This window comes from Polaribacter aquimarinus (assembly GCF_003129485.1).
GTDB lineage: Bacteria > Bacteroidota > Bacteroidia > Flavobacteriales > Flavobacteriaceae > Polaribacter > Polaribacter aquimarinus.
Genome location: NZ_QFFG01000002.1, coordinates 170,552 through 193,751 on the forward strand (window position 1 = coordinate 170,552; position 23,200 = coordinate 193,751).

13 protein-coding genes are annotated in these 23,200 nt (G+C 30.5%); 3 read left to right on the plus strand and 10 right to left on the minus strand.

Features of this window, described 5'->3' with window-relative positions; all coding sequences use genetic code 11:
- Positions 1–8 precede the first annotated feature (8 nt).
- The 3 genes from DIS07_RS04235 to DIS07_RS04245 all read left to right on the plus strand — a co-directional run bounded on the left by DIS07_RS04235 (position 9) and on the right by DIS07_RS04245 (position 2,736).
- Positions 9–1,052, plus strand: a complete 1,044-nt coding sequence (locus tag DIS07_RS04235; protein WP_109403993.1) for a ferredoxin--NADP reductase — start codon at positions 9–11, stop codon at positions 1,050–1,052.
- An 88-nt stretch (positions 1,053–1,140) separates the two neighbouring features.
- Entirely contained in the window at positions 1,141–1,806 is a 666-nt protein-coding gene (locus DIS07_RS04240; protein WP_109403994.1) for a LysE family translocator, read from the plus strand.
- A gap of 150 nt (positions 1,807–1,956) precedes the next feature.
- Positions 1,957–2,736 carry a T9SS type A sorting domain-containing protein gene (locus DIS07_RS04245; RefSeq protein WP_109403995.1) on the plus strand — a complete coding sequence of 260 codons (780 nt, stop codon included), beginning with the start codon at positions 1,957–1,959 and terminating at the stop codon, positions 2,734–2,736.
- Between the two features lie 60 nt (positions 2,737–2,796).
- On the opposite strand, the gene DIS07_RS04250 is transcribed toward DIS07_RS04245, so the two are convergent.
- From DIS07_RS04250 to DIS07_RS04295, 10 genes are all read right to left on the minus strand, one after another.
- Positions 2,797–4,650, minus strand: coding sequence for a M1 family metallopeptidase (locus tag DIS07_RS04250; RefSeq protein ID WP_109403996.1), 1,854 nt, complete (start codon positions 4,648–4,650; stop codon positions 2,797–2,799).
- Positions 4,651–4,672: 22 nt separating this feature from the next.
- Positions 4,673–6,358 carry a S8 family serine peptidase gene (locus DIS07_RS04255; protein ID WP_109403997.1) on the minus strand — a complete coding sequence of 562 codons (1,686 nt, stop codon included), beginning with the start codon at positions 6,356–6,358 and terminating at the stop codon, positions 4,673–4,675.
- Positions 6,359–6,371: 13 nt separating this feature from the next.
- A complete protein-coding gene (locus DIS07_RS04260) occupies positions 6,372–7,217 on the minus strand; it encodes an MBL fold metallo-hydrolase (protein ID WP_109403998.1) in 846 nt (281 codons plus the stop codon).
- 142 nt (positions 7,218–7,359) lie between these two features.
- On the minus strand, positions 7,360–7,539 hold the full coding sequence (locus DIS07_RS04265; RefSeq protein ID WP_109403999.1) for a hypothetical protein: 180 nt from the start codon (positions 7,537–7,539) through the stop codon (positions 7,360–7,362).
- Positions 7,540–7,653: 114 nt separating this feature from the next.
- The gene (pbpC, locus tag DIS07_RS04270; protein WP_235869091.1) at positions 7,654–10,002 is read right to left on the minus strand and encodes a penicillin-binding protein 1C; all 2,349 of its coding nucleotides are present in this window, start codon (positions 10,000–10,002) and stop codon (positions 7,654–7,656) included.
- Positions 10,003–10,131: 129 nt separating this feature from the next.
- Positions 10,132–15,678: an alpha-2-macroglobulin family protein gene (locus tag DIS07_RS04275; protein ID WP_109404001.1), complete on the minus strand. Its 5,547-nt coding sequence runs from the start codon at positions 15,676–15,678 to the stop codon at positions 10,132–10,134.
- A 109-nt stretch (positions 15,679–15,787) separates the two neighbouring features.
- The gene (gene ccsA, locus DIS07_RS04280) at positions 15,788–18,931 is read right to left on the minus strand and encodes a cytochrome c biogenesis protein (RefSeq protein WP_109404002.1); all 3,144 of its coding nucleotides are present in this window, start codon (positions 18,929–18,931) and stop codon (positions 15,788–15,790) included.
- Positions 18,932–19,014: 83 nt separating this feature from the next.
- Positions 19,015–20,514 carry an ammonia-forming cytochrome c nitrite reductase gene (gene nrfA / locus DIS07_RS04285; RefSeq protein WP_109404003.1) on the minus strand — a complete coding sequence of 500 codons (1,500 nt, stop codon included), beginning with the start codon at positions 20,512–20,514 and terminating at the stop codon, positions 19,015–19,017.
- Between the two features lie 10 nt (positions 20,515–20,524).
- Complete coding sequence (gene nrfH, locus DIS07_RS04290) at positions 20,525–21,118, minus strand: cytochrome c nitrite reductase small subunit (protein WP_109404004.1); 594 nt, start codon at positions 21,116–21,118, stop codon at positions 20,525–20,527.
- A gap of 278 nt (positions 21,119–21,396) precedes the next feature.
- A complete protein-coding gene (locus DIS07_RS04295; RefSeq protein WP_109404005.1) occupies positions 21,397–22,929 on the minus strand; it encodes an Rne/Rng family ribonuclease in 1,533 nt (510 codons plus the stop codon).
- Between the last annotated feature and the right edge of the window lie 271 nt (positions 22,930–23,200).

Below are 23,200 nucleotides of genomic sequence, written 5' to 3' on the forward strand. Positions count from 1 at the left end.
TATTTTTAATGGCAACATTTCATAAAGTAAGCATACAAGAAGTTATAAAAGAAACCGCAGACGCGGTTTCTCTTTTATTTGATATACCCGGAAATTTAAAATCTAAATTTGCATTTCATTCTGGGCAATATCTTACACTTAAAAAAACAATTAACGGTAAAGAAGTTAGAAGAGCCTATTCCATTTGTTCTTCTCCTAGCGATTCTTATTTAAAAGTAGCTATAAAAGCTGTTGAAAACGGAACTTTTTCTACTTACGCTACAAAAGAATTAAAGTCAGGGAATTTTATCGAAATTTCTGAACCTGAAGGTAAATTTATTTTAGAACCTAAACCTAATAAAAACTACATTGCTTTTGCTGCTGGTTCAGGTATTACACCTATTTTATCGATGATAAAAGATGTTTTAGGTAGTGAAACAACATCAACTTTTACCTTAATTTATGGAAATAAAACAGTAGCTGATACTATTTTTAAAGGGGAATTAGATGATTTAAAAGAAGCCAATCCAAATCGTTTTAACCTGCATTACATTTGTAGTAGAGAACAAATAGAAGATTCTTTATTTGGTAGAATCGACAAAGCGCATACGAACTTTTATATCAATAATTATAAAGACACGTCTTTTGATGCTGCATATTTATGTGGACCAGAAGCAATGATTAACGAAGTTTCTGCTACGTTAATTGAACGTGGTTTTACTGATGAAAATATTCATTTTGAATTATTTACTGCTTCTATTACTGAAGACAATGTAGGGCAAATTAAAGAAGGCGAAACAGAAGTTACTGTTTTACTAGATGATGAAGAAACTACTTTTACAATGTCTCAAACAGATAATATTTTAGCTGCAGCTTTACGTAACGATTTAGATGCACCATACTCTTGTCAAGGTGGAGTATGTAGTTCTTGTATGTGTAAAGTTACTGAAGGAAAAGCAGTAATGACTAAGAATTCCATTTTAACTGATAGCGAAATTGAAGAAGGATTAACTCTAGCATGTCAAGCGTATCCAACAACTTCAAAAATTGTAATTGATTTTGACGATGTTTAAACATTTAGAAGTATAAATTTAAGAGATAAAAGGATGGTTTTTCCATCCTTTCTTTTTATGCTTCAATTAAAAACAGTATTTTTAAACAATGGATTTTTACGACTTTAAAAATGCTTTTTTTATAGGTTTCTTCATGGCATTTATGATTGGACCTGTTTTTTTTATGCTAATTCAAACCAGCATCTTAAAAGGTGCAAGAGCTGCAATTGCTTTTGATTTAGGTGTAATCTTAGGCGATATTTCTTTTATTTTAATCGCTTATTATGGCAGTAAATCTTTGTTAGAAAAAATTAAAGATGACCCACGATTATTCTTTATTGGAGGTTTAGTTCTTATCATTTATGGACTCATTACCTATTTTGATAAACAGAACCGAAAGGAAGCCTTAAAATCTGCCCAAATGGTTGAAGTACCAGTCCAAAACAATTACATTAAACTTTTTTTAAAAGGATTTTTTCTCAACTTCATAAATGTAGGCGTTTTAGCAGGTTGGTTGGGAATTATCGTAGTAGTTGGACCAACTTTAGACATGAATCCAACTCATATTTTTTGGTATTTTGTTACTGTAATTATAGGTTACATAATAACAGATTTAGGAAAAATTCTTTTAGCAAAACAACTTAAAAACAAACTAACCCCAATTGTAATTTATCGTTTAAAAAGAATTATGGGAATTATCTTAATTGTTTGTGGCGTCTTTTTAATGCTTAAAGGTTTTATTCCTAATGAAAAAATTGATGAATTAATACATTAACTTACTTTAAAATAGGTGTTTTCTTATTATTCTTTTAATTCAAAAAAAAACTTAGCTTAGCCTATTATAATTGATTATAACGAAATTGTAATTATTCTAAAATCAGTTACATACAAATTAGTTTTTTGAAAAAAATGAAAAAATTAAATTATGAAAAATATATATTTATTCATCATTTTTAGTTTTATAATACCTATAAAACTAATAGCATGTCAGTGGATACCAGATTCTTTTTGTGCTACAAGTCAAAGCTCATCTTATCTAAATGATTTAATTGTTTATGGGAAAATTTCTCATATTGATAATGATGGTATCAATTTTGAAATCATAGATGTTTTAAGAGGTCAAGAAAAGAGAACATCTATAAGAATCTGGGATGGTGTTGATTTTGATTGTAATGGAATTTTCTCAATGGCAGCATCAGAATTAGGAAATATTAATGACCATTTAATAATAATATTACCTAAAATAACTGAAAAGAAAAGCAACTGGGAAGTTATTGGAGATTATAGAAGACCAGATTTTTTTCTATTTACTCCCCATTTAAATGTTGAAAACGGTGTTGTTTACGGTGTAATTTTTGGACAATTAGACAAATCATATGTTGAAGATCAAGCTAATTATTTAAACTTCAAAAATTCTTGGAATGCTAATAACAATTGTTCTTCTGTTATTTTGAGAAATAAAAATCATGAATTTGAAGAACTTAAAGTTTTAACTCTTTCAAAGAATAAATTTAAAATAGTATCAAATCGTTCAGAGAAAAAACAATTAAAAATATATAATATATTTGGTTTAAAATTAGAGTCTGAATTTCAAGTTAATAACGAAATTGAAATAGATTTATCAAGCTATTCTTCAGGAATATATTTCATCTATTTAATATATGAAAATAATAAAATTAAAACCATAAAATTAGTTAAAAAGTAAAAGCGAATACCTGACAAAGAATATAAAAAAAGCGAGACAGTTATCTCGCTTTTTTTATGTTTACTTTAACTCAAAAGTATTGTTTTCTGGATAAACATCAGCCATTAATCCACTTTTATTAATGATTACCGATTTTACATTTTTAGAAACATTAAAAGAATAAGTAGGGTAAGCCCAACCCCAATCTTTTAGTATGGTTGCTGTTGTAGGTTTGTTTCCTCTCATCATTTCTAAAGCAATATTAAAATTCTCATTACTTCCATCTACATAGGTAACCTCAACATCTATAGGCATTGGCATTTGTCCTATTCTTTCTAAAGTAATTGTTTTTCCTTCAACAGATTTTACACCATAATCTATGGTATGCGTAGTTTGCGTCCACTCATTTAAATACCAATCTAAATGAATACCAGAAACTTTCTCCATAGAACGCTTAATATCATTTGGTGTAGGATGTTTAAAACTAAAATCTGTGTAGTATTTTTTTAATCCTTTTGCTACATTATCCTCACCAATTACATATTCTAATTGAGCTAAAAAAATATTTCCTTTACTATAACTAGAAATGCTGTATGCAGTATTTAATTCATATCTATCTGCATGTGTAGTTTGTACTTCTTCTATTCTATTTTTTACAACATAATTATAACCTCTATAAGAACCAGCATGAGGATTTTGGCTTCCTCTTTTTAAGATTTCATTAGATGCTTTGTTTGAAATATAAGTTGTAAAACCTTCATCCATCCAAGGATGTAAACTTTCGTTTGATGCTAACAAAAATTGAAACCAGGTATGTGCCATTTCGTGAGCAGTTACACCAAATAAACTTCCGAATTTTCTATGACCGGTAATTAAAGTAGACATGGCATATTCCATACCCCCATCTCCAGCTTGAATTACTGAATATTGTTTGTATGGATATTGTCCAACATTTTCACTAAAATAGGTCATTAATTCTGCTGTTTTTGGCTGCAAATCTTTCCAATTTTTTAGATACTCTGCATTCATATTTTTCTTGTACAAGAAATGCAAATCAATACCATTATCCATTTTTAAAATATCGTGATTGTAATCTGGATCAGCAGCCCAAGTAAAATCGTGCACATTTGGCGCTATAAAATGCCAAGATAATTTATCGCTTTTAGGTAAATTTAAAGACTTGGTTTTATCTTGATAACCGTGTCCAATTTCTTGAGGATTTAACAGATATCCAGAACCTCCAACTACATAGTTTTTATCTATATGAAGAGTTACATCAAAATCTCCCCAAACTCCGTGAAATTCTCTAGCAATGTAAGGAGGTGTATGCCATCCTTCAAAATCATATTCTGCCAATTTAGGATACCATTGCGCCATAGACAATGCCACTCCCTCTTTATTATTTCTACCAGAACGACGAATTTGAACCGGAACTTGAGCATCAAAGATCATATCAAAAGTTACACTTTCGCCTGATTTTATGGGTGAATTTAATGTAACTTCTAAAATTGTACCAACAGTTTGATGTGATACCGTTTTTCCGTTTTGTTTTAAAGAGTTAACTTTAATATATCCAATTTCATCAGGTTTTAACTGACTGATTCTATTTCCAATTTTAGCGCTTGGATCTTTAATATTTAAAGATCTAACATCCATTTGAGAACCCGGTTGAAAAGCATTAAAATACAAATGATAAAAAACTTTATTCAGTTCATCAGGAGAATTATTAGTATATACTAACTTCTGTTTTCCTTTGTATTGATAGTTATTTACATTCATATCAATATCCATAGTATACTTAACACGTTGCTGCCAATATACATTTGTGGAATTAGAAACTTTCGACACTAACTTTTTAGTAGAATTCACTTCTTTAGTTTGTGCACAAGAAGACACCATTATTATTAAAAATAAGATGCTAAATAATTTCTTCATAATTATTATGATATTTAAAATACTATTTCTTTCCGTTTACAATGTTATCTGCCATTTTTAATGCATTGTAAGCATTTACCACTCTACCTGTAACTGATAAATCGGAAAAAGAAACTAATTCTCCTTTTGGGTTTTTCCTAGATTGAGATCCTGGTTTAATCACTTTTAAATCAATCTTAGTCCCTGAATTCATGATAATATGTTTTACTTGACTTGCTGACAATTTTGGATAATAAGAACGAACTAACGCAGCAACACCAGCAGTAGAAGGAGCTGCCATAGATGTTCCACTAAATTTAGCATATCCATTTTCTGGAGTAGTAGAATAAACTTGAACACCTGGTGCAAAAATATCAACATTTATTTTTCCGTAATTAGAAAAAGAAGCTGGTAATTTTTCATTGTAATTTGCACTCATAGCACCTATTGTTAAAACATTATCAGCAATTTCAACTTTTAAATCTTTAGAATCGTTAGGATATGTTTTTTCTACATCAATATTTTTACCATCATTACCAGCAGCATTTACGATTAAAACATCATTTTTTGCTGCATATTTAATGGCATCATAAACCCATTCTTTGTTAGGAGAAAATGCTTTTCCAAAGCTTGTGTTAATTATTTTAGCACCATTGTCTACAGCATACCTGATACCAAGAGCAACATCTTTATCATACTCATCACCATCAGAAACCGAACGAACTGCCATAATTTTTACATTATTTGCAACTCCATTCATTCCTTTTTCATTATTTCTTGTAGCAGCAATAATTCCAGATACATGAGATCCATGTGCTTCTTTTTTTACAGAATGCCCAGTGTTACCATCTCCATATCCTGGTTTGTCTTTTATATCATAAGCATTATCACCAACAACAGTTCTGTAATCTGTTTTTAGGTTATCACCACTTATCATTTTTTTATTTTTATTTAACTGACTCGTAAAGTATTCAATTCCGTTTTTTAATTCTTTTTTGGCTGCTGCCATTGATGGTAACCCAAAACCAAACATTTGTTTTGCAAAATTTATGTGTTTTAATAAAGTTTCATCCTCTGTTTTAATTGCTAAAACATCTGCTTTTGTATAATCTTTTTTATTTAAATGTTTTGCAAAAGCTTCATCAGCACTATTTACTCCTTGAGATAGCTGCTCGTATCTTGTTTTGTTTCTTAATAAGTTTTCATTTGCTTTTTTAGCACCATCTACTTTTTCTTTGTAGTATTTTTTAACTTCTGCTAAAGTTTCCGCATCTGCAATATCAGGATTCATTAAAATACGTTCATATTCTAAATGCTCTTTGTAAGATTTTCCTAAAAAATTCCATCCATTAACATCATCTACATAACCATTTTTATCATCATCTTTTCCGTTACCAGCAACTTCTTTTGGGTTTACCCAAGCAACATCAACTAAATCTTCGTGTTTTAAATCTGTACCAGAATCAACAACACCTACAATAACTTCGACACCTTCTTTACCTTTTAAAAATTCATAAGCTTTATTAACACTCATACCAGGAATAGTATCTGTGGCCAAATCTAAGTGTTGCCAATTATCTTTTTCAGAATCGGTTAATGCTCCTTTTTTAGCAGAAATAGTAACTACATTATTTGTCCCTTTTGGTACAGGAATACTTGAAATTGATTTACAACTTGTAAAAACAAGACCCACAACTGCTGTGTATAAAACTGGTTTTAAAATTCTCATAATCTATCTTTTCTTAATTAAATATATCGTTAAATTTATAGGTGTTTTTTAATCTTACTCCTTTTTCAGTTTGCTGAACCGTACATAATTCGTTGTATGGATCGTGCTCTAAAAATAGTAAAAATTCTTTATCTGCAGCTAAGTTTAAAAAAGCTGCTTTTTCTTTTATAGTTAATAAAGGTCTTGTATCGTAGCCCATTACATAAGGCAAAGGAATATGCCCAACTGTTGGTAATAAATCTGCCATAAAAACAATAGTTTTACCTTGATAATTTAATTTGGGTAACATTTGTTTTTCTGTATGACCATCAACAAATAAGACATCAAAACCAATTTGGTCTTTATAATTTCTATGAATAAAATTTAATTGTCCACTTTCTTTAATTGGGTTAATATTTTCCTTTAAAAAAGAGGCTTTTTCTCTAGGGTTTGGTTCTGTTGCCCATTTCCAATGTTTGTCATTAGACCAAAATTTTGCATTTTTAAAAGCTGGTTGTAAGATAGTTTTATCTGAATTCCATGTTATGCAACCTCCACAGTGATCAAAATGTAAATGGGTTAGAAAAACATCTGTAATATCATCTCTATGAAAACCCAATTTTGCTAAAGAAGTATCTAATGAAAAATCTCCAAAGAGAAAGTAATAACCAAAAAACTTTTCTGGTTGTTTGTTTCCCATTCCGGTATCTACCAAAATCAAACGGTTCTCATCTTCAATAAGCATGCATCGCATACTCATTTCAATCATGTTATTATTATCTGCAGGATTTGTTTTTTGCCAAATAGTTTTGGGCACAACGCCAAACATTGCACCTCCATCTAACTTAAAATTACCGGTTTCTATGGGATAAATCTTCATTCTATAAAATTAAAATCATTAAAAATTATTTATAAAAATAATCAATTAATGATTTAATAATATTGGATGTGTTAAATTTAGAATTACACAAGAACAAAGATGCTGAAATTAACTTTATTTTATGTTAAATAAAATCTAATTCTTAAGAAGTATAACTTGGTTTATTCGAGGTTTTTTCAAATTTAAGCTTACTTAAATATTTAGTTATTCTAAGTATCGCAAATACACCTATTGTCAATCCTAAAATTACAAAAAGTAGTTGATTTTCAAAGATTGATTCTGCTGTTAGAGTGTTATCAGGTGGTAATATTTGTAAAAACATAATTTCTAGTGTTTTGAATTAGTTCTACAAATGTACCCCAGTATACTAGTTTTTTTGAAACCTTTTCGATAAACGGTAATTTACTATCGTTAATTTACAGTTAAATGTCTTTTATTATTCTTTAATAATAATTTTTTGATGAATTTCATTCCCAAAATTATCTGTGACAGAAATATTGTAATTACCTATTTTTGAGTTGATTGCAAAGTGATGTACTTCTTTTGTAGTTCCTAAAAATTGATGATTTGTATACCAAAACAATGTAGCATCTGCATTTGAATGGGCTACTTTTACAATCAGTTCGTTTTGTTTTCCATCAAAATCTTTGGGTAAAAAAACAGCGCTTATTTCTGTGGGATAAATAAACTTCATTGCATTTTGTACTTCACCCAAACAATCATTTCTAAATTTTGGCAAGGATTTGTAAAATGGATTTTTATTCTTGTAATAATACTCCATTAATGGAGGCAGTACAAACCAAGATTGCTGTTTAATTTTATCCATACTTTCGCAAGAAGTATTTACCTGATAATTCTCTGAAGCATCTACATTTACCAAAATATGAAACGGACAAGGAGCTGTTTTTAAACCTGAGTTTTGGACAAATTCCATTTTTTTAACTTCACAAATTGTGGTGGCTCTATAACCACTTTTAGCACAAATTTCTATTTCAGTCATTTCATCAAAAGGTTTATCAAACCATTCTGAATTGGGTAATTTATCAAACACATCGAATAAAATGGGTGCTGCAGTTTGTACGCCCACCAAACCTGGTCTTCCTTCTCCATCTGCATTTCCTACCCAAACTCCCACTACATAATCTTTGGTTGTACCAATTGCCCAGGCATCTCTAAAACCAAAACTAGTACCTGTTTTCCAAGCAATCTGTTTTGACGAATCAAAAAATTGCCAATTTTGTTCTGTATTAGGTCTGTTTACATCTCTTAAACTCTCTAAGGTCAGATAAATGGAAGCCGCATCAAAAATGATTTTTTCTGATGATTTTTCTCCAAAATCGATTTTCTTATCCGCATAAAAAGTAGGTGCTACAAACTCACTTTTAAAATACCTGCTAGAGTTTTCTGTATAATGATTTACTGTGGATGCTAATGATGCGTAGCTTTTGCACAAATCCCACAAATTGCTTTCTGCCCCTCCTAACGCTAAGGTTAATCCATAATAATTGGCACTTTTTTTAATGTCTTTTAGTTTTAACTGTTGCAAATAATGATGGAATTTCTCCAAACCAAAACTTTGCAACATTCTTACTGTTGGCACATTTAATGATTTTGACAAAGCCAATTTTGCAGAAATTGCACCTGCATATTTTTTATCGAAATTTTCAGGTTGATAACTTCCAAAATTAGTAGGAACATCTGCCACCAAACTATTGGGCAACAACTCACCTTGATCTAACATTGCTGTGTATAAAAAAGGTTTTAAAATACTTCCTGTACTTCTTGGTTTATCAATTATATCAACATCTTTTTGGTTTTTTATAGATGTTGGTGCATTCCCAACATAACTTAAAACTTGTCTTGTTTTTACATTTAAGACCAACACAGCAATATTGTGAATGCCATTTTTAGATAATTGATTGTAATGATTTTTCACAATCAAATTGGTTTGGTTTTGTAAATTTTTATCAATGGTTGTTTTTACAAATTGACCTTTTTTTTCTTTATTAACTTTTTGCAATAAATGTGGAGCAATTTGAGGTAATTTATAAGGTTTTTGCGGTATTTCTTCTAAAATAGCCAAATCATAAGTGAGAGAATCAATCACTTTTTTAACAAGTAACTTTTTTAACAATCGATTTCTTTTTGCTACTAATTTTTGTTGATTTTTTCCTGGATAAATCAATTTTGGGGCATTGGGTAAAACTGCTAAAGTTGCAGCTTCAGCCCAAGATAAATCAGATGCTTTTCTATTGAAAAATCGCCAAGAAGCAGCATCTAAACCAACTACATTTCCACCAAAAGGCGCGTTAGAACTCCAATAAGCTAAAATTTCTTCTTTACTAGCTCTAAACTCTAATCTTGAAGCTAAAATGAGTTCTTTCAGTTTTTCAAAATACGTTCTTGGTCTGTCATTTCTACTCAAACGTATTACTTGTTGGGTAATGGTACTTCCTCCTCTAACTACTTTTCCTGCTTGTATATTTTGTTTAATTGCATTAAAAATGGAAACAGGATTAAAACCTGGATGTTTATAAAAATATTCGTCTTCAAACTGAATTAAACAAGTTTTAAATTTCTGAGGAACAGCATCATTATGAGGAAAACGCCACTGACCATCTTTGGCAATTAATGCCCCTAATAATTCGCCTTTATTGCTTGTTATTACTGTAGATGTTGGTTTTGTAAATAGTTCTTTTGGTAAACAAAAAGCATAGAAAATCAGGAGAATAACAAGAAGTATTGTTTTCTTTTTATGACGTTTTATGTAGTTTTTGATTTTCAAGGTTTCTAGTTTTATTTTTATGTCATTTCGACTTTATGGAGAAATCTCAACACAATCATTAGTCATTTGAGATTTCTCGACTTCATTTCATTCCGCTCGAAATGACATTCTTACTTTTAATTCGCCTTATTATTTAATTACATTAATCCACTTTCCTCTAGTTCTCACCAAATAATCGTTATCATACATCGCTTCTACTTGTACTCCTGATAAATAATATTTACCTAAATAAGCAGCATTTAATAACACTGTAAAAGTTTTGGTTTCACTTTTATTTCTTTTTCTGTTCAAATCGAAATAAAAATTTACACGATCGTCTTTAATGTCTGTATATCTAGCTTTGCTTTTAACAGTAGAACCAAAATCTGTAAAACGTGTGTTTACAATTTCCCATCCTGAAGGGAAAATCTGCGTTAATGCAATGTCTTTTACAGTTTCATTTTTAGGGTTGCTTACCGTAATTTTTGCCACAAAATCTTGTCCTTGTTTTAAATTATCAATGTTGATGGTTTTCCCTTTTAAATCCGCATAATTTACAGAAACACTCAAACCTCTACGTTCTGATATTTCATCGCCTAAAGCAAGTTTTCCAGCATTGATAATTCTTACAAAAACAATATTATTATCATTATTATGAAACGTGATTGTATTCATTCCTTTTTTCACGTTTAAAGTTCTTTGAATCATAGCACTTGAAGATTGTAAATGTTCTGTTTTTCCTCCAAATTGATAATTCATATTGATAGATTTTCCACCATTTTTAACTACCATTTTTCCAATTGCCAATAAACTAAAAGCGGTAGTTTGTGTGCTCATCCAACGTTTAGAAGACAATTCTTTAGCAATAGTTTTTGCCACATTTTTAGCTTCTTTATTGTTTGTAATTAGCATCGTTTCTAAAGCCATTGCTCTGTTTCTAGTTACAGAACCATAATTGTAATAATTGTAACCAGAGAATTTTAAATCTGCTTTTTGTATAATTTCATCAGCAGCTTCTTTTTGCCCAACCAAAGCATAGGTTGCAGCCAAACGCCATTTTGCACCATTTGAAATTTGTTTGAATTCTCGCAAACGATTCATCGCAGATAAATCTGGACTTCCAGCCAAAGCCAAGGTATATAGCCTGTAAGCTTGTGCTAAATCTGAGGTATAACCATTATAATTTTGCCTCCAATTTCTGGCTACTTGTTTTTGATATTTGATAAAATTACTCTTGAAAGTTAAGGGTAAAACAAAGCCTTTTTTCTCTGCTTCTAATAAAAAATGACCTGCATAACTTGTTCCCCAATCACTGATATAACCTTCTCCCATCCAATAAGACAGTCCTCCATTCGCTTTTTGGAAATTACCCAAACGTGCAATTCCTTTTTCTATATTTCTTTGAATTTCTTCTTTCTTCGCAAATGGTAAATCAAACAAATCTGTTAAAAATAATTGAGGAAAAACACTTGATGTAGTTTGCTCTACACATCCGTGAGGATATTGTATTAAATATTCCAATCTTCCTGAAAAATTAATTGGGGGAATTGTAGACAATTCTAAAATTGCTGTGTTAGAACCTGCTATTCCAAATGTTTTAAAACTAATTGTTTGTGTTTGATTTCCTTCAATAGTTGCATCTATTACTTTGGAAGTTATTGGGTTGGGATTTACAACATCCAATTCTACTTTATAGGTCGACTTTTCTCCTCCACCAGTGGCAATTACCTCAACAGTATTGATGCCATTTGCTTTTAAAACTTCCAACTCAAAATAGACCATTTTTTCATCTGGTTTTTCAAAACTTAGTTGTTGAGTTTTTTTGCCTGTTACATTTATTCCAGTTGAAGTTTTTACTTGAATGCTAACGTTTTTCACTTTTTTATCCATCGCAAAAACAGAAATGGGTAAGGTTACTTTTTCTTTTGGCGATAATTTTCTTGGTAAGGTAGCCAACACCATCAATGGTTTTTTAACGGGAGTTGCTTTTTCTGCGTTTCCAAAAGCTTCCTTTTTTACATCACCAGCAATCACCATTGTTCTTACTGAGCCAATATAATTGGGCAAAGTAATTTTATGCGATTTTGTAGTTCCTTTTTCCAACTCAAAAGGTCCTAAAAATTTGACTACAGGTTTAAATCTGTTTGCTTTTTGGTTTTTCCCTTTGGCAGCACTTCCATCTCCACCAATGGCAAAAACTTGATCTACACTTCCTGAATAGGCACCAATTACATCATCAAAAATATCCCAGGTTTTTACACCTAATGCTTCTCTTGCGTAAAATGTATTGTAAGCATTTGGAGTTATAAATCGTGTTAAATCCAACAAACCTTCCTCTACAATTGCCAAAGTATAGGTCATTGATTTGTTTTTTTCTTCGGATATTTTTACCACAAATTCTTTTTTGGGTTGCAATTCATCTGGCATCGAAATTTTTGGAGATAATAAGGTGTTTTTATCTTCCACTAAAATCGGAATTACACCATATAACCTTATTGGTAAATCATTTTCAGTAGCTTGATGTGGTTGTAATAAAGAGATATTTACAAACACATTTGGTGTCATTTTTTTGTTGATAGGAATTTCTACTGAGGTTGTTCCTTTTTGAGTTTCTACCCATTTTGTTTCCAAAACTTTTGTACCATTTTCTATACTGATTAATGCACGTCCTTTTGCACCAGATGGAAATGTAATTTTAGCAGTTTCACCAACATTATAGGTTTCTTTATCTGCAGAAAAAACCAACATTTTTGCAGCATCTATATCTTTTGATGATGAATTTTGCCACCAATTTTTGTAGAAATAAGCAGTTCTACCTGTTGCATGACCACTTTTTTTATCAATTACCCTAATTAAAAATCGTCCTCTATCATTATCTGGAATGTTCAATTTAAAACTGCCTTTTCCTTTTGAATTTGTACTGATTCTTATAGTTTTATAAGGTTTTCTATAACTGCTAGAGGTATACCTTGATAAATTGTCTTCAGAAGAACTCCACCACCAACGCCATTTTATTTGATAAATTTTTACTTCAATTTCATCTCTTTGAATTGGGTTTCCTCTTGCATCTACAGAAACCAAAGAAAACTCTTGATTCTCATCTGTATAAAAAGAACCATATCTGTTTCCTTTTGGAGATTTTAAACCCACAAAACTAGTATAAGGTGCATATTTTTTAGTGAATGCATCCATAGAAAAATCGCCTCCATTTTCAAAAGCTCTCACTAAAAATTGAATATTTAGCATTCCTGGAGCATTTTTACCAACTTTTAAATTTTTGTTGATTTTTGCAAATCCGTTGGCATCTAATTTACCATCAAAAACATTGATTTCTTCTGACGAAAATTTTCTTGATGGATCAATAAACACATAGTTTTTAAAATTTTTAAAACTATAATTTGATGTAGAAACTTTTGCTTTAATTTCTGCTTTTAGGTTTTTGGCAGGAGTTCCATGCAACCACTTTACATCTAAACTTCCGTTTATTGGTTTTTCTGATGTCAAGATTTCATCATCAAAATCAACTTTAATTTTTAAGCGATTTGGTTTTACTGTTTCAACTTTTAAATTCTTATAAAACTTTGCTCCACCTACAGAAATTTTAGCAGAATAATTCCCAGTTTTAGCTTCCTGTGCCGTTTTTACTGTGAACTTGTAAAAATTATTTACATTTTCTGAGGTCACTTTTTTATACATCAACTTTCCACTTGGATCTCGCACTTCCAGTTTTACAGGATGATTTTTCGGGAGTTTATTATCTGCATCATTCAAAAGAAAAGTTAAATGAATATTGTCTCCAGGTCTCCAAACTCCACGTTCTCCATACATATATCCTTTTAAACCTTTTTGGGTTTTGCTTCCAGAAACATCAAACTTACTTAGCGATAAAGAGTTTCCATCAAACAACTTGATATAGCCTGTATTATTTCCTTTAGAAACCACAGCAAAAGCAGCGTTTTTTGGAGTTTCAATCTTTGCAAAACCTTCTGAATCTGTTTTTGTTGACAGTATTTCTTGCTGTTGAAAGTTGAACAATTGAATAGTTGCTCCAGCTTCTGGCTTTGTGTTTAAAATATTAGTTACTGCAAAGAAATAGGTATTACTTTCTCCTTTTTTGGCTATTATACCAAGGTTAGATGCTAGCAAGTTTTGAGTAATCATTCTATTTGCATAATAGTATGCATCGTGACAAGGATTTTCTCTTTCTCGCCAATTGTATCTATAATTTTTATAGCTGTAAAGTTTATTGTCCCAATACAACTCTTCTCTTTGTTCTTGATTTTCTATATCAACATAATCTCCTTCATTATCAATAAAAACTTCCTCATAATCATCAGAATTGGCAGTGTTTTCTGAACAATTATAAAACACTTGATTTTTATTAAAACTCAACTCAATTCTATAAATAGCTCCAGGTTCTGTTGCCACCATTTTAGAAATATCTATACTGTAAGCTTTCCATTTTTGAGTGTTATTTTCTTTACTACCAATAAGAGTAATGGTTTCTTTAGCAACACGTCTCCCAACTCTTTTTATGGCATATTCGTTTTTGCTATTGATGTTGTTCTCTTGCAAAAATTGTAACACATTCTCTTCATATATTTTAATGATTCTAACATCAACTTCTTTTACATTTATCGCTTCAAAATTATATTTTAAATTGTTTGAATTTGGTAAAATTGTTCCGCTAGAAATTGCTCTGATTTGAGGTTTCTGCTGCTCGAAAGTGATGATTTCTTTAAATGTTTTTTTGAGTCTGTAATTATCAGAATTTAGAATTCCAGGAAAAATAGATACAGATATATTCCCTTCCAATTTTGCGTTAGAAAATACTTTTAATTCATTACCATTAATGATAAAACGTGGTTTTTTCACATTTTGAACAACCACCAAACCGTTTAAATTTTGTTGTTTTTTTAAAGCATCAGAAAAGTTGATAGAAATGTATTCTTCTGCTCCTTTTTGAACAGCAAGACGCATCACTTTAAAATTATTTTTACCCGGAATTATAATTTCATTTTCGCCTTTATTATCTGCATTAATTGCTTTTCCATTCCAAACTACTTTCAATTTAGAATCATCTTCAAAACGTTGAATACTATCAATTTTAAATTCAAATACTTTTGATGAAGTATACGATTCATCCCAAACAATATTTTTAGCTGCTACATTTTGTGAGGCTTTTAGTAGTTGTTTTGCATCATTCAAATTAATAATATCTGCAGATTTTACAACACCTTCTATAAATTGATACTCTTTAGAATAAGATTGTAATGTATTTGTTAGAATACTAAAATTAGGTGTTATGGTTTTAAATTGAAAGGTGTAATTGGCAAATTCCTTATCAATATTTTTATAGATTTCATTTAATTTTACAGAAACTGTATACTCAGTATCTGAATCTAGATTTTCATCAGGAATAAAAACAAAAGCGTGTTTGTTAATGGTTTTTATTTTCCCATTCACAAACGGTTTTATGGTTATGAAATCAGTAGAAAGTTCTTGATTAGCCTCCCAACCTTCTACTTCTTTAGACAGGTTTACATTGATTTTTTCTGCTACAGAAACCACTCCAGAAGTGGTATAACTAATGTATTCTTTAAATTTATAGATGTTATCAGTCTTTATTGCTGACTTTTTACAAGAAAAAATCAATAAAAAAATAAGGAAAGCTGAAAGTAAATTTTTGATTTTCATAATAAACATCATTTATAAATATAACTCAAAAATACTCTTTTAAGTACTTATAAATGGTGCTATTTAGAATTCGTAATAGCAATATTAGAATTCGTAAAAAGTTGTTTAATTAACTGTTCTTTGATGTTTTAAATCTTTTATTTCTGTAATATGCAGTCGCAGAAACAACAATGACAATTGCAACTAAAACATAAACAAAAGTGGGAATTGGTAGCGGATCTCCGGCAGCATAACTGTGCAAGCCAGATAAATAGTAATTCACTCCAAAAGAGGTCATTATAATAGAACCAAAGGCAAAAACACTGACCATATTTAGTACATAATTACTTCTTAAAGCTGGTACAAATCGCAAATGCAGAACAATTGCATAGACAATTATACTAATTAGAGCCCACGTTTCTTTTGGGTCCCAAGCCCAATAACGACCCCAAGATTCGTTTGCCCAAATGCCGCCTAAAAAAGTACCCACAGCTAACACAAATAGACCAATGGTCATTGATATTTCATTGATATAGGTAAGTTCTTTTATTCTGATATCGATTACTTTCTTGGTTTTTTCAGTTTTAAAAATAATTAATAACAAAGCCATAAAACCAAGAATGGCAGAAAGTGCTAAAGGTGCATAACTACTTACAATAGTTGCTACGTGAATTTTTAACCAAAATGACTTTAAAACAGGCATTAAATTCGTGATTTCTGGACTTAACCAATCTAAGTAACTTACAAATAAAAGTGCACCAGAAAATAGTGTTGATAATGGCAATGAAAAGTCTGATTTTCTAAATGTAAGTAATCCACAAAGTAATAAAACCCAAGCAACGAACACGAGCATTTCGTAACCATTGCTCCAAGGTGCGTGACCCGAAACATACCATCTTAAAAGAATATTTCCTGTAAAGAAAATAAAACTGATTAATGTTAAAATGATAGTTCCATTCCAAATAATATCGACTAATTTTTTTCTAGTAAAAATTTTAAAAATTGACAATACTAAAAGCACAGTTCCTAAAACGAAAAGAATTTGAAATAACCAAAAATTTAGGTTCATTTGATTGTACCATAATTCTGCCTCAATACGTTTTCTACTAGGGATTATTTCTTTTCCTAAAACATCTTGAAACTTTTTTATGTATTCTAATTTTTCGCTGGCTTCAACCCACTTTTTTTCATTAACGTCTTTGTAATAAGTAGAAATAATACTTTTTGCGAATTGACCATCTTCTTTTGGGAAATCTTCAAAATGATGCGTATGACTGTGCCATTTGTTATTTTCATCGTTACTATTTGGAAAAATCTTTAAGTAATTTCCAGAAAAGACATTGAATAAAATATTAAATCGTTCATCAACTTTTAAAACTTCTTTGTCAAATTCGCTTCTTTCTGCAGGTTTTTTCTTGTTGGCAGCTTCAACTACTTTTCCTAAAATATAATCTCCTTTATCGTCTAATAAACCTACAAAAGAAACCATACTATCTTCACTTATTTTTAAATCTGAAAACAGTTCTCCTCCTTTTTGTTTATCAACCTTAATTAAAGGAATGTACTGCCAAACATTAGCAGCAGATTGCATTGCTAAAAAAGTTTGATTGGCACTTAATTTTATACTTTCTCCATTTTTTGTGAATTTAAAATACGGCTTTCTCGTAAGTTTTCTTAAAAATTCTGAAGCAAGCGTATTTAAAGGTTTTATTCTTCCGTCTAAATCTTGCACCATTAAACGTCCAAATAAATCTGCATGTTGTTTGTCTACAGTTTGTTGTTGAATCGTTTGAATATTTATTTCAGGATTATTCTTTTGAGAGAAAGAAACACTTGAAATGGATAAAAGCAACAATAGTATTAAAGTTGTTTTATTCTTTAATTTTTTCAATTTTTGATTGATTAGTGTAAAACGAGAACCTTTACCAAAAAGTGTAAAAAACATACCTATCATCATTAAAAAATAACCCAAATAGGTAACATTTGTTCCTAAAGCATCGTGATTTACCGCTAAAACAGTTCCCAATTCATCTGTATCGTAACTTGCCTGAAAAAAGCGATATCCATTATAATCTAACACATTATTCATAAATATCCTGTGTAAAAAACGCTCTTCTCCATCAATTACTTGTACCTCACTTGCATAGGCAGAAGGACTTGTAGAACCAGGATAACGTTCAAGTTGAAAATCGTCTAAATGAATAGAAAAAGGCGTTTGAATTGGTTTAGACCCATAAGACAATGAAACTTTTATTTTGTCAAAATCTACTTTGTGCTCTGTAGGCAAAAAACCTTGTCTGTATAATAAAGTAGATTCTTTTACTTTATCATTCACTTTTACATTTACAACTAAAGCATCATCTTTTAATTCATCATTATCTTTTGGTTTTTCTGCTCCACTTACTAAAGATATTTTTCCTTTAGGATGATAAGATAGTGGCACAAAAGAAGCGTCTCCATCTCTATACAAGGTTCGCAATTCTAAAGAATGTAAACTGTCTTTTTTTATGGTACTCGCAGTTTCTGTTGCCATGACAAAAGAACTTAAATCTCTAGGGGAAAAGATTTTAAAAACACCGTCCTTTTCTGTGATGTTGATAATTCCTTTTTCATCAGATTCAAAGCCCACTTTATGCTGATGTAAACCAATCGATTCAATTTCTCCTTTTTCTAAAAAAACAGTTTCTCTACCATTTCCTGCAGAAACCACCATTTGTATTATGGCTTTACCGTTTATAGAATCTTCAATAATTTCTGGCACAGCATCTGCAATAAAATTGTTATATGATATAGAAACTGGGATGTCATTTATAGCTGTATTAATTGTAAAGTCGTTATCACTAATTGGAGAAAAGCTTAATTGTTTACTAATTGTTTTTGTAGTTTTTCCATCAGATAAATGGATGTGTATATAATTATTACTTGAAATAATTAAGTTAGATGAAGCTCCTTCCCTTATCCTCATAATTCCACCATAAGATGCATATCTTGTAATGCTAGCTCCTATAAGAATTAAAATAAAAGAAATATGAAATAATAGAATTGGCCATTTTTTTAATGACCATAAATTGTACTTGAAAATATTAAATATAAACGAAATACCAAGACCTAACATCACCATTTCAAACCACCAAGAATCATAAATTAGTTTCCAAGCAGTAGCGGTACCAAAATCATTTTCTATAAAAGTGGCAACTGCCATAGCCACAGCAAAAAGTAACAATAAAATTAGTGCTAAAGCCGATGATGAAAAAATTTTAAAAATCCTGTTCATTAGAAAAATTCTTTAGGAATTAAATCATAAAAAAAGATACCTTCTAAGGTCAAAAGGTATCTTTTTAGTTTAAATTTTTATTTTTATTTATTTAGAGAAGCACTTGTTTTAATTTCCATATTATCTTCTCTGTTTTTTGCTTCTTCTAACCATTTTGGTAAAAGATTTTTCTTAAATGCAGCTTTTTCTGCATTTAATTTTTCCATATCTAAACCAATATATTTTTGTGCCAATTCTTTTGAAGAAATATCTGGCATGTTAACAGGTTTGTTATGACCATATTTAGCCAATAATCTTGCTAATTTTAAACGAGCATCTTGCGCTTTTACCAAACCACTACCAATAACTCTTGCCGTTTCTACTGGAGAGTGAAAAGAAGCGCCATGAGCAGCTGCGGAGTAATCCCAACGCCACTGTGCGTGTCTAATATCTAATAAAATAGGTTCCATTTCTTTTTCAGTTGCTCCTAAATCCCAACATTTTTTTGCTTCTATATGAGCGTTTACAAGTAAACCTTCTAATTTAAGTCTATTCTCTTTTGCCTTATTTTGTCTTTCATAAACATTAGCAATCAATTTTTTTGAGTCTTCTCTATGACAAACCTGACAAGCATTAGATGTATTGTTTAATGGAGATTGTATATGATGATCTGTAAATTTCTGACCACCTTCGCTTTTGTATGGCATATGACAATCTGCGCAAGAAACACCTCTATCTGCATGAACTCCTGTTAAAAAAGTTTCATATCCAGGATGTTGCGCTTTTAACATAGGCGCTCTACTAATCTTATGAGTCCAATCTTTAAATTTAAGGTTATCATAATAGTCTTCCATAGCCTCAACTGACATTCCGTTTTTCCATGGGAAAGTTAAATAAGGAACACCTTCTTTTCCTGGTTTTTTCTTATCAAAATAATATTCTACGTGACATTGAGCACAAACTAATGAACGCATTTCATTGTGAGTAGCTTTATTAATGTCTTTACCCATAGCATCAAAAGCCTCAACTAAAGCAGGTCTTGTAATTCTTAGTTTCATTGTTTTAGGGTTATGACAATCTGCACACCCAATTGAATTTACAACCTCGGCTCCTTTATCTGCCCATTTTCCGCTGTAAAATTCAGCAATTCCTATTTCATTCATTAAACGAGGAACATCAGGACTCTTACAAGTCCAACAAGTAGAGGGCATAGGGCCATCTCCTTTTGCCTTTGGGCCACCTGTTCTTAATGAATTATGGATGTCTTCTACTGCGTACGCATGACCTCTTCCTTGATTATAATCTTTGGAAAAACCGTAACCAGCAAATAAAATAACTAAATTAGGGTCTTCTTCTAAGACATCTCTCATTTGAGAACCTCCTTGAAAAGAAGCAAAAGTTGTATCTAAAGTTTGTAAAGAAGATTGATATTCTAAAGGAAAATTCTCTCCCCAAACTTGATTTCTAGGTTCATTTTCGCCAATATTTACCTGAGGAACATATTTATATTTTGCTTCAGATTTTCGATTTACAATACTTGAAGCCAAAAGCCCCAAGAGAAAAACGACTAGGATTGTTACAACAAATAATACTTTATTTTTCATACTACTATATTTATTCTTTAATTTTTTCTGATAACCAATCTGGTATTACAGTTTCTTGTTGATCGGTTGGTAATGGTGCTAAATTGAATTTTATGGTCATTAAACCATGAATTTTTCCGTGAGGTACTTGTTTATGACAACTCCAACATTGCCTTTTGGTTCTATTTTCTTTATGATCTTCAATAAAACCTGCATATTTTGTTTGAGTAACTTGCTGAACATGACATCGAATACAATTGTCTTGAACAACTTTTTGTGAAGCTTCTTTCATTTCGATTACATCTGGTTCTGCTCTTAACGTAAATACAGAAGCATGATAAAGACCATCTTTTGCTTTAAAGTAGTATTTATTAAAAACATTATCGTGAGGTACATGACAATCATTACATTTAGCCCATTCTCTATGAGAACTATGCATCCAACTATTATAAACTGGTGTCATGACGTGGCAATTTACACATGCTTGGGGATCATCTGAAAGATAAGAAACCACTTTAGATTCTTTAGCCATAAACAACCCTAAACCAATAATTACAGCAATAAAAAACAAAGCAGTTTTTCTCCACTTGGGCTCTTGAGGTAAAATTTTCTTTTTTGTATTCAACGGTACCCTATTTATTTACAAGTTACAATAATTTTAACCATTTTTTAGGAAAAACTTAAAAGTCTAAATTATTTTCTAAATTTTTGTAAAAGTACCTTTGCTAACTATGCATAAATATGATATAAATCATATTGCAAAAAAAAGTGTAATTATTTTTTATGACGCTCCAAAAAACAACAATTTAAAATATTAATATAAACTTTATAAAATACAAAACCCCGCAACTTTTAAGTTACGGGGTTTTTTGATAATAAATTATTGCCTTTATAAAATATAATTTAAGATTTAATAGTCTTAAATCTATAATATAAGTATGTGTAAGCGTCACGAGGTATAATTGTAATCCACTTTTTGTGTTTTAAATACCATTTAAAACGTATAGAATTAACTCCTTTTGTTAAATAAGCTGCAATAAAAGGATGTACGTGTAATTGTATCTTTTTATTGTTTTTAGAGTTTGACATAAATTTTTCTAAATCTGCTTCAATTTTGTCTAACAAAACTATAGGAGCTTCTACTTGTCCATCTTTATTTGGGTTGGCTTCGGTAGTTTTAATACTCAACTCAGGTCTTACCCTTTGCCTTGTAATTTGTACCAATCCAAATTTGCTTGGAGGTAATATTTTGTGCTTTGTTCTGTCTAAGGCCATTTGTTCTTTCAAATGTTGATACAGTTTATTTCTATTTTCAGCTTTGTGCATATCGATAAAATCAATTACAATAATACCTCCCATATCACGCAGTTGTAGCTGACGTGCAATTTCGGTTGCTGAAATTAAATTTACTTCTAACGCTGTATCTTCTTGAGAACCTGCTTTATTAGAGCGGTTTCCGCTATTTACATCAATAACGTGCAAAGCTTCAGTATGCTCTATAACTAAATAAGCACCTTTACTCATAGAAACTGTTTTACCAAATGATGTTTTAATTTGTCGCTCTATTCCATATTTTTCAAAAATTGGAACTGTAGATCTATGTAATTTTACAATTTTCTCCTTTTCAGGATAAATTTCTTGTAAATACTCTTTAATTTCTACTTTTAACGTTTCATCATTAGTAACAATACTTGTAAAAGTTTCATTCATAACATCTCGTAAAATAGAAGATGCTCTGTTTAACTCGCTTAAAATTTTGGTTGGTGTATTTGTGTTAGGTATTCTTTTACACATGGTTTTCCAACGATCTAACGAGTTTTGCAAATCCTTATCTAATTCTGCTACTTTTTTTCCTTCTGCAACAGTTCTTAAGATAACACCAAAACCTTTAGGTTTAATGCTTTTTGCTAATCTTTTTAAACGTTCTTTTTCTTTTGGGTCTGCTATTTTTTGAGATACAGAAACTCTGTTAGAAAAAGGAACTAAAACCAAAAATCTACCTGCTATAGACAACTCTGAACTTAATCTAGGTCCTTTAGTAGAAATGGGTTCTTTTACAATTTGTACCAACAGGTTTTGCCCTGTTTTTAGTACATCTTTAATACTACCGTCTTTGTTAATGTCTTCTTCCTTGCGGAAGTTTTTTAAAGTGAATTCTTTATACTTACCTGTGCTTACTTTCTTAATGAATGTATTTAATGAGTTTACTTGCGCTCCTAAATCATGATAATGTAAAAAGCCATCTTTTGGATAACCAACATTTACAAAGGATGCATTTAAACCTGTTAACACTTTTCCTATTTTGGCTAAAAAAATATCGCCAACAGAAAACTTGTTATCAGTTGTTTCATTATTTAATTCAATAAGTTTTCCATCTCTTAATAAGGCAAAATCAATATCAGATGAATTTGAACGAATTATTAATTCTGTTTTCATACTGAAATGGTTTTAACACTGCACGTAATAGTGCAGATGGATTAATATTGTGTCAGGTATATAAATACCGTGCGAGGTTAGTTTAACCTCTAATGTCAATGAACTTTTTGTATTTTTCGCTAAACTATAAACGAAAAAGTAAGCGAATGCTTACTTTTTCTTGTGTCTATTTGCTCTAGCTCTTTTCTTTCTTTTGTGTGTAGAGATTTTTGCTCTCTTTCTTTTTTTACCACTTGGCATAATGTTCTAATGTTTTACAAGCCTCTTTTAA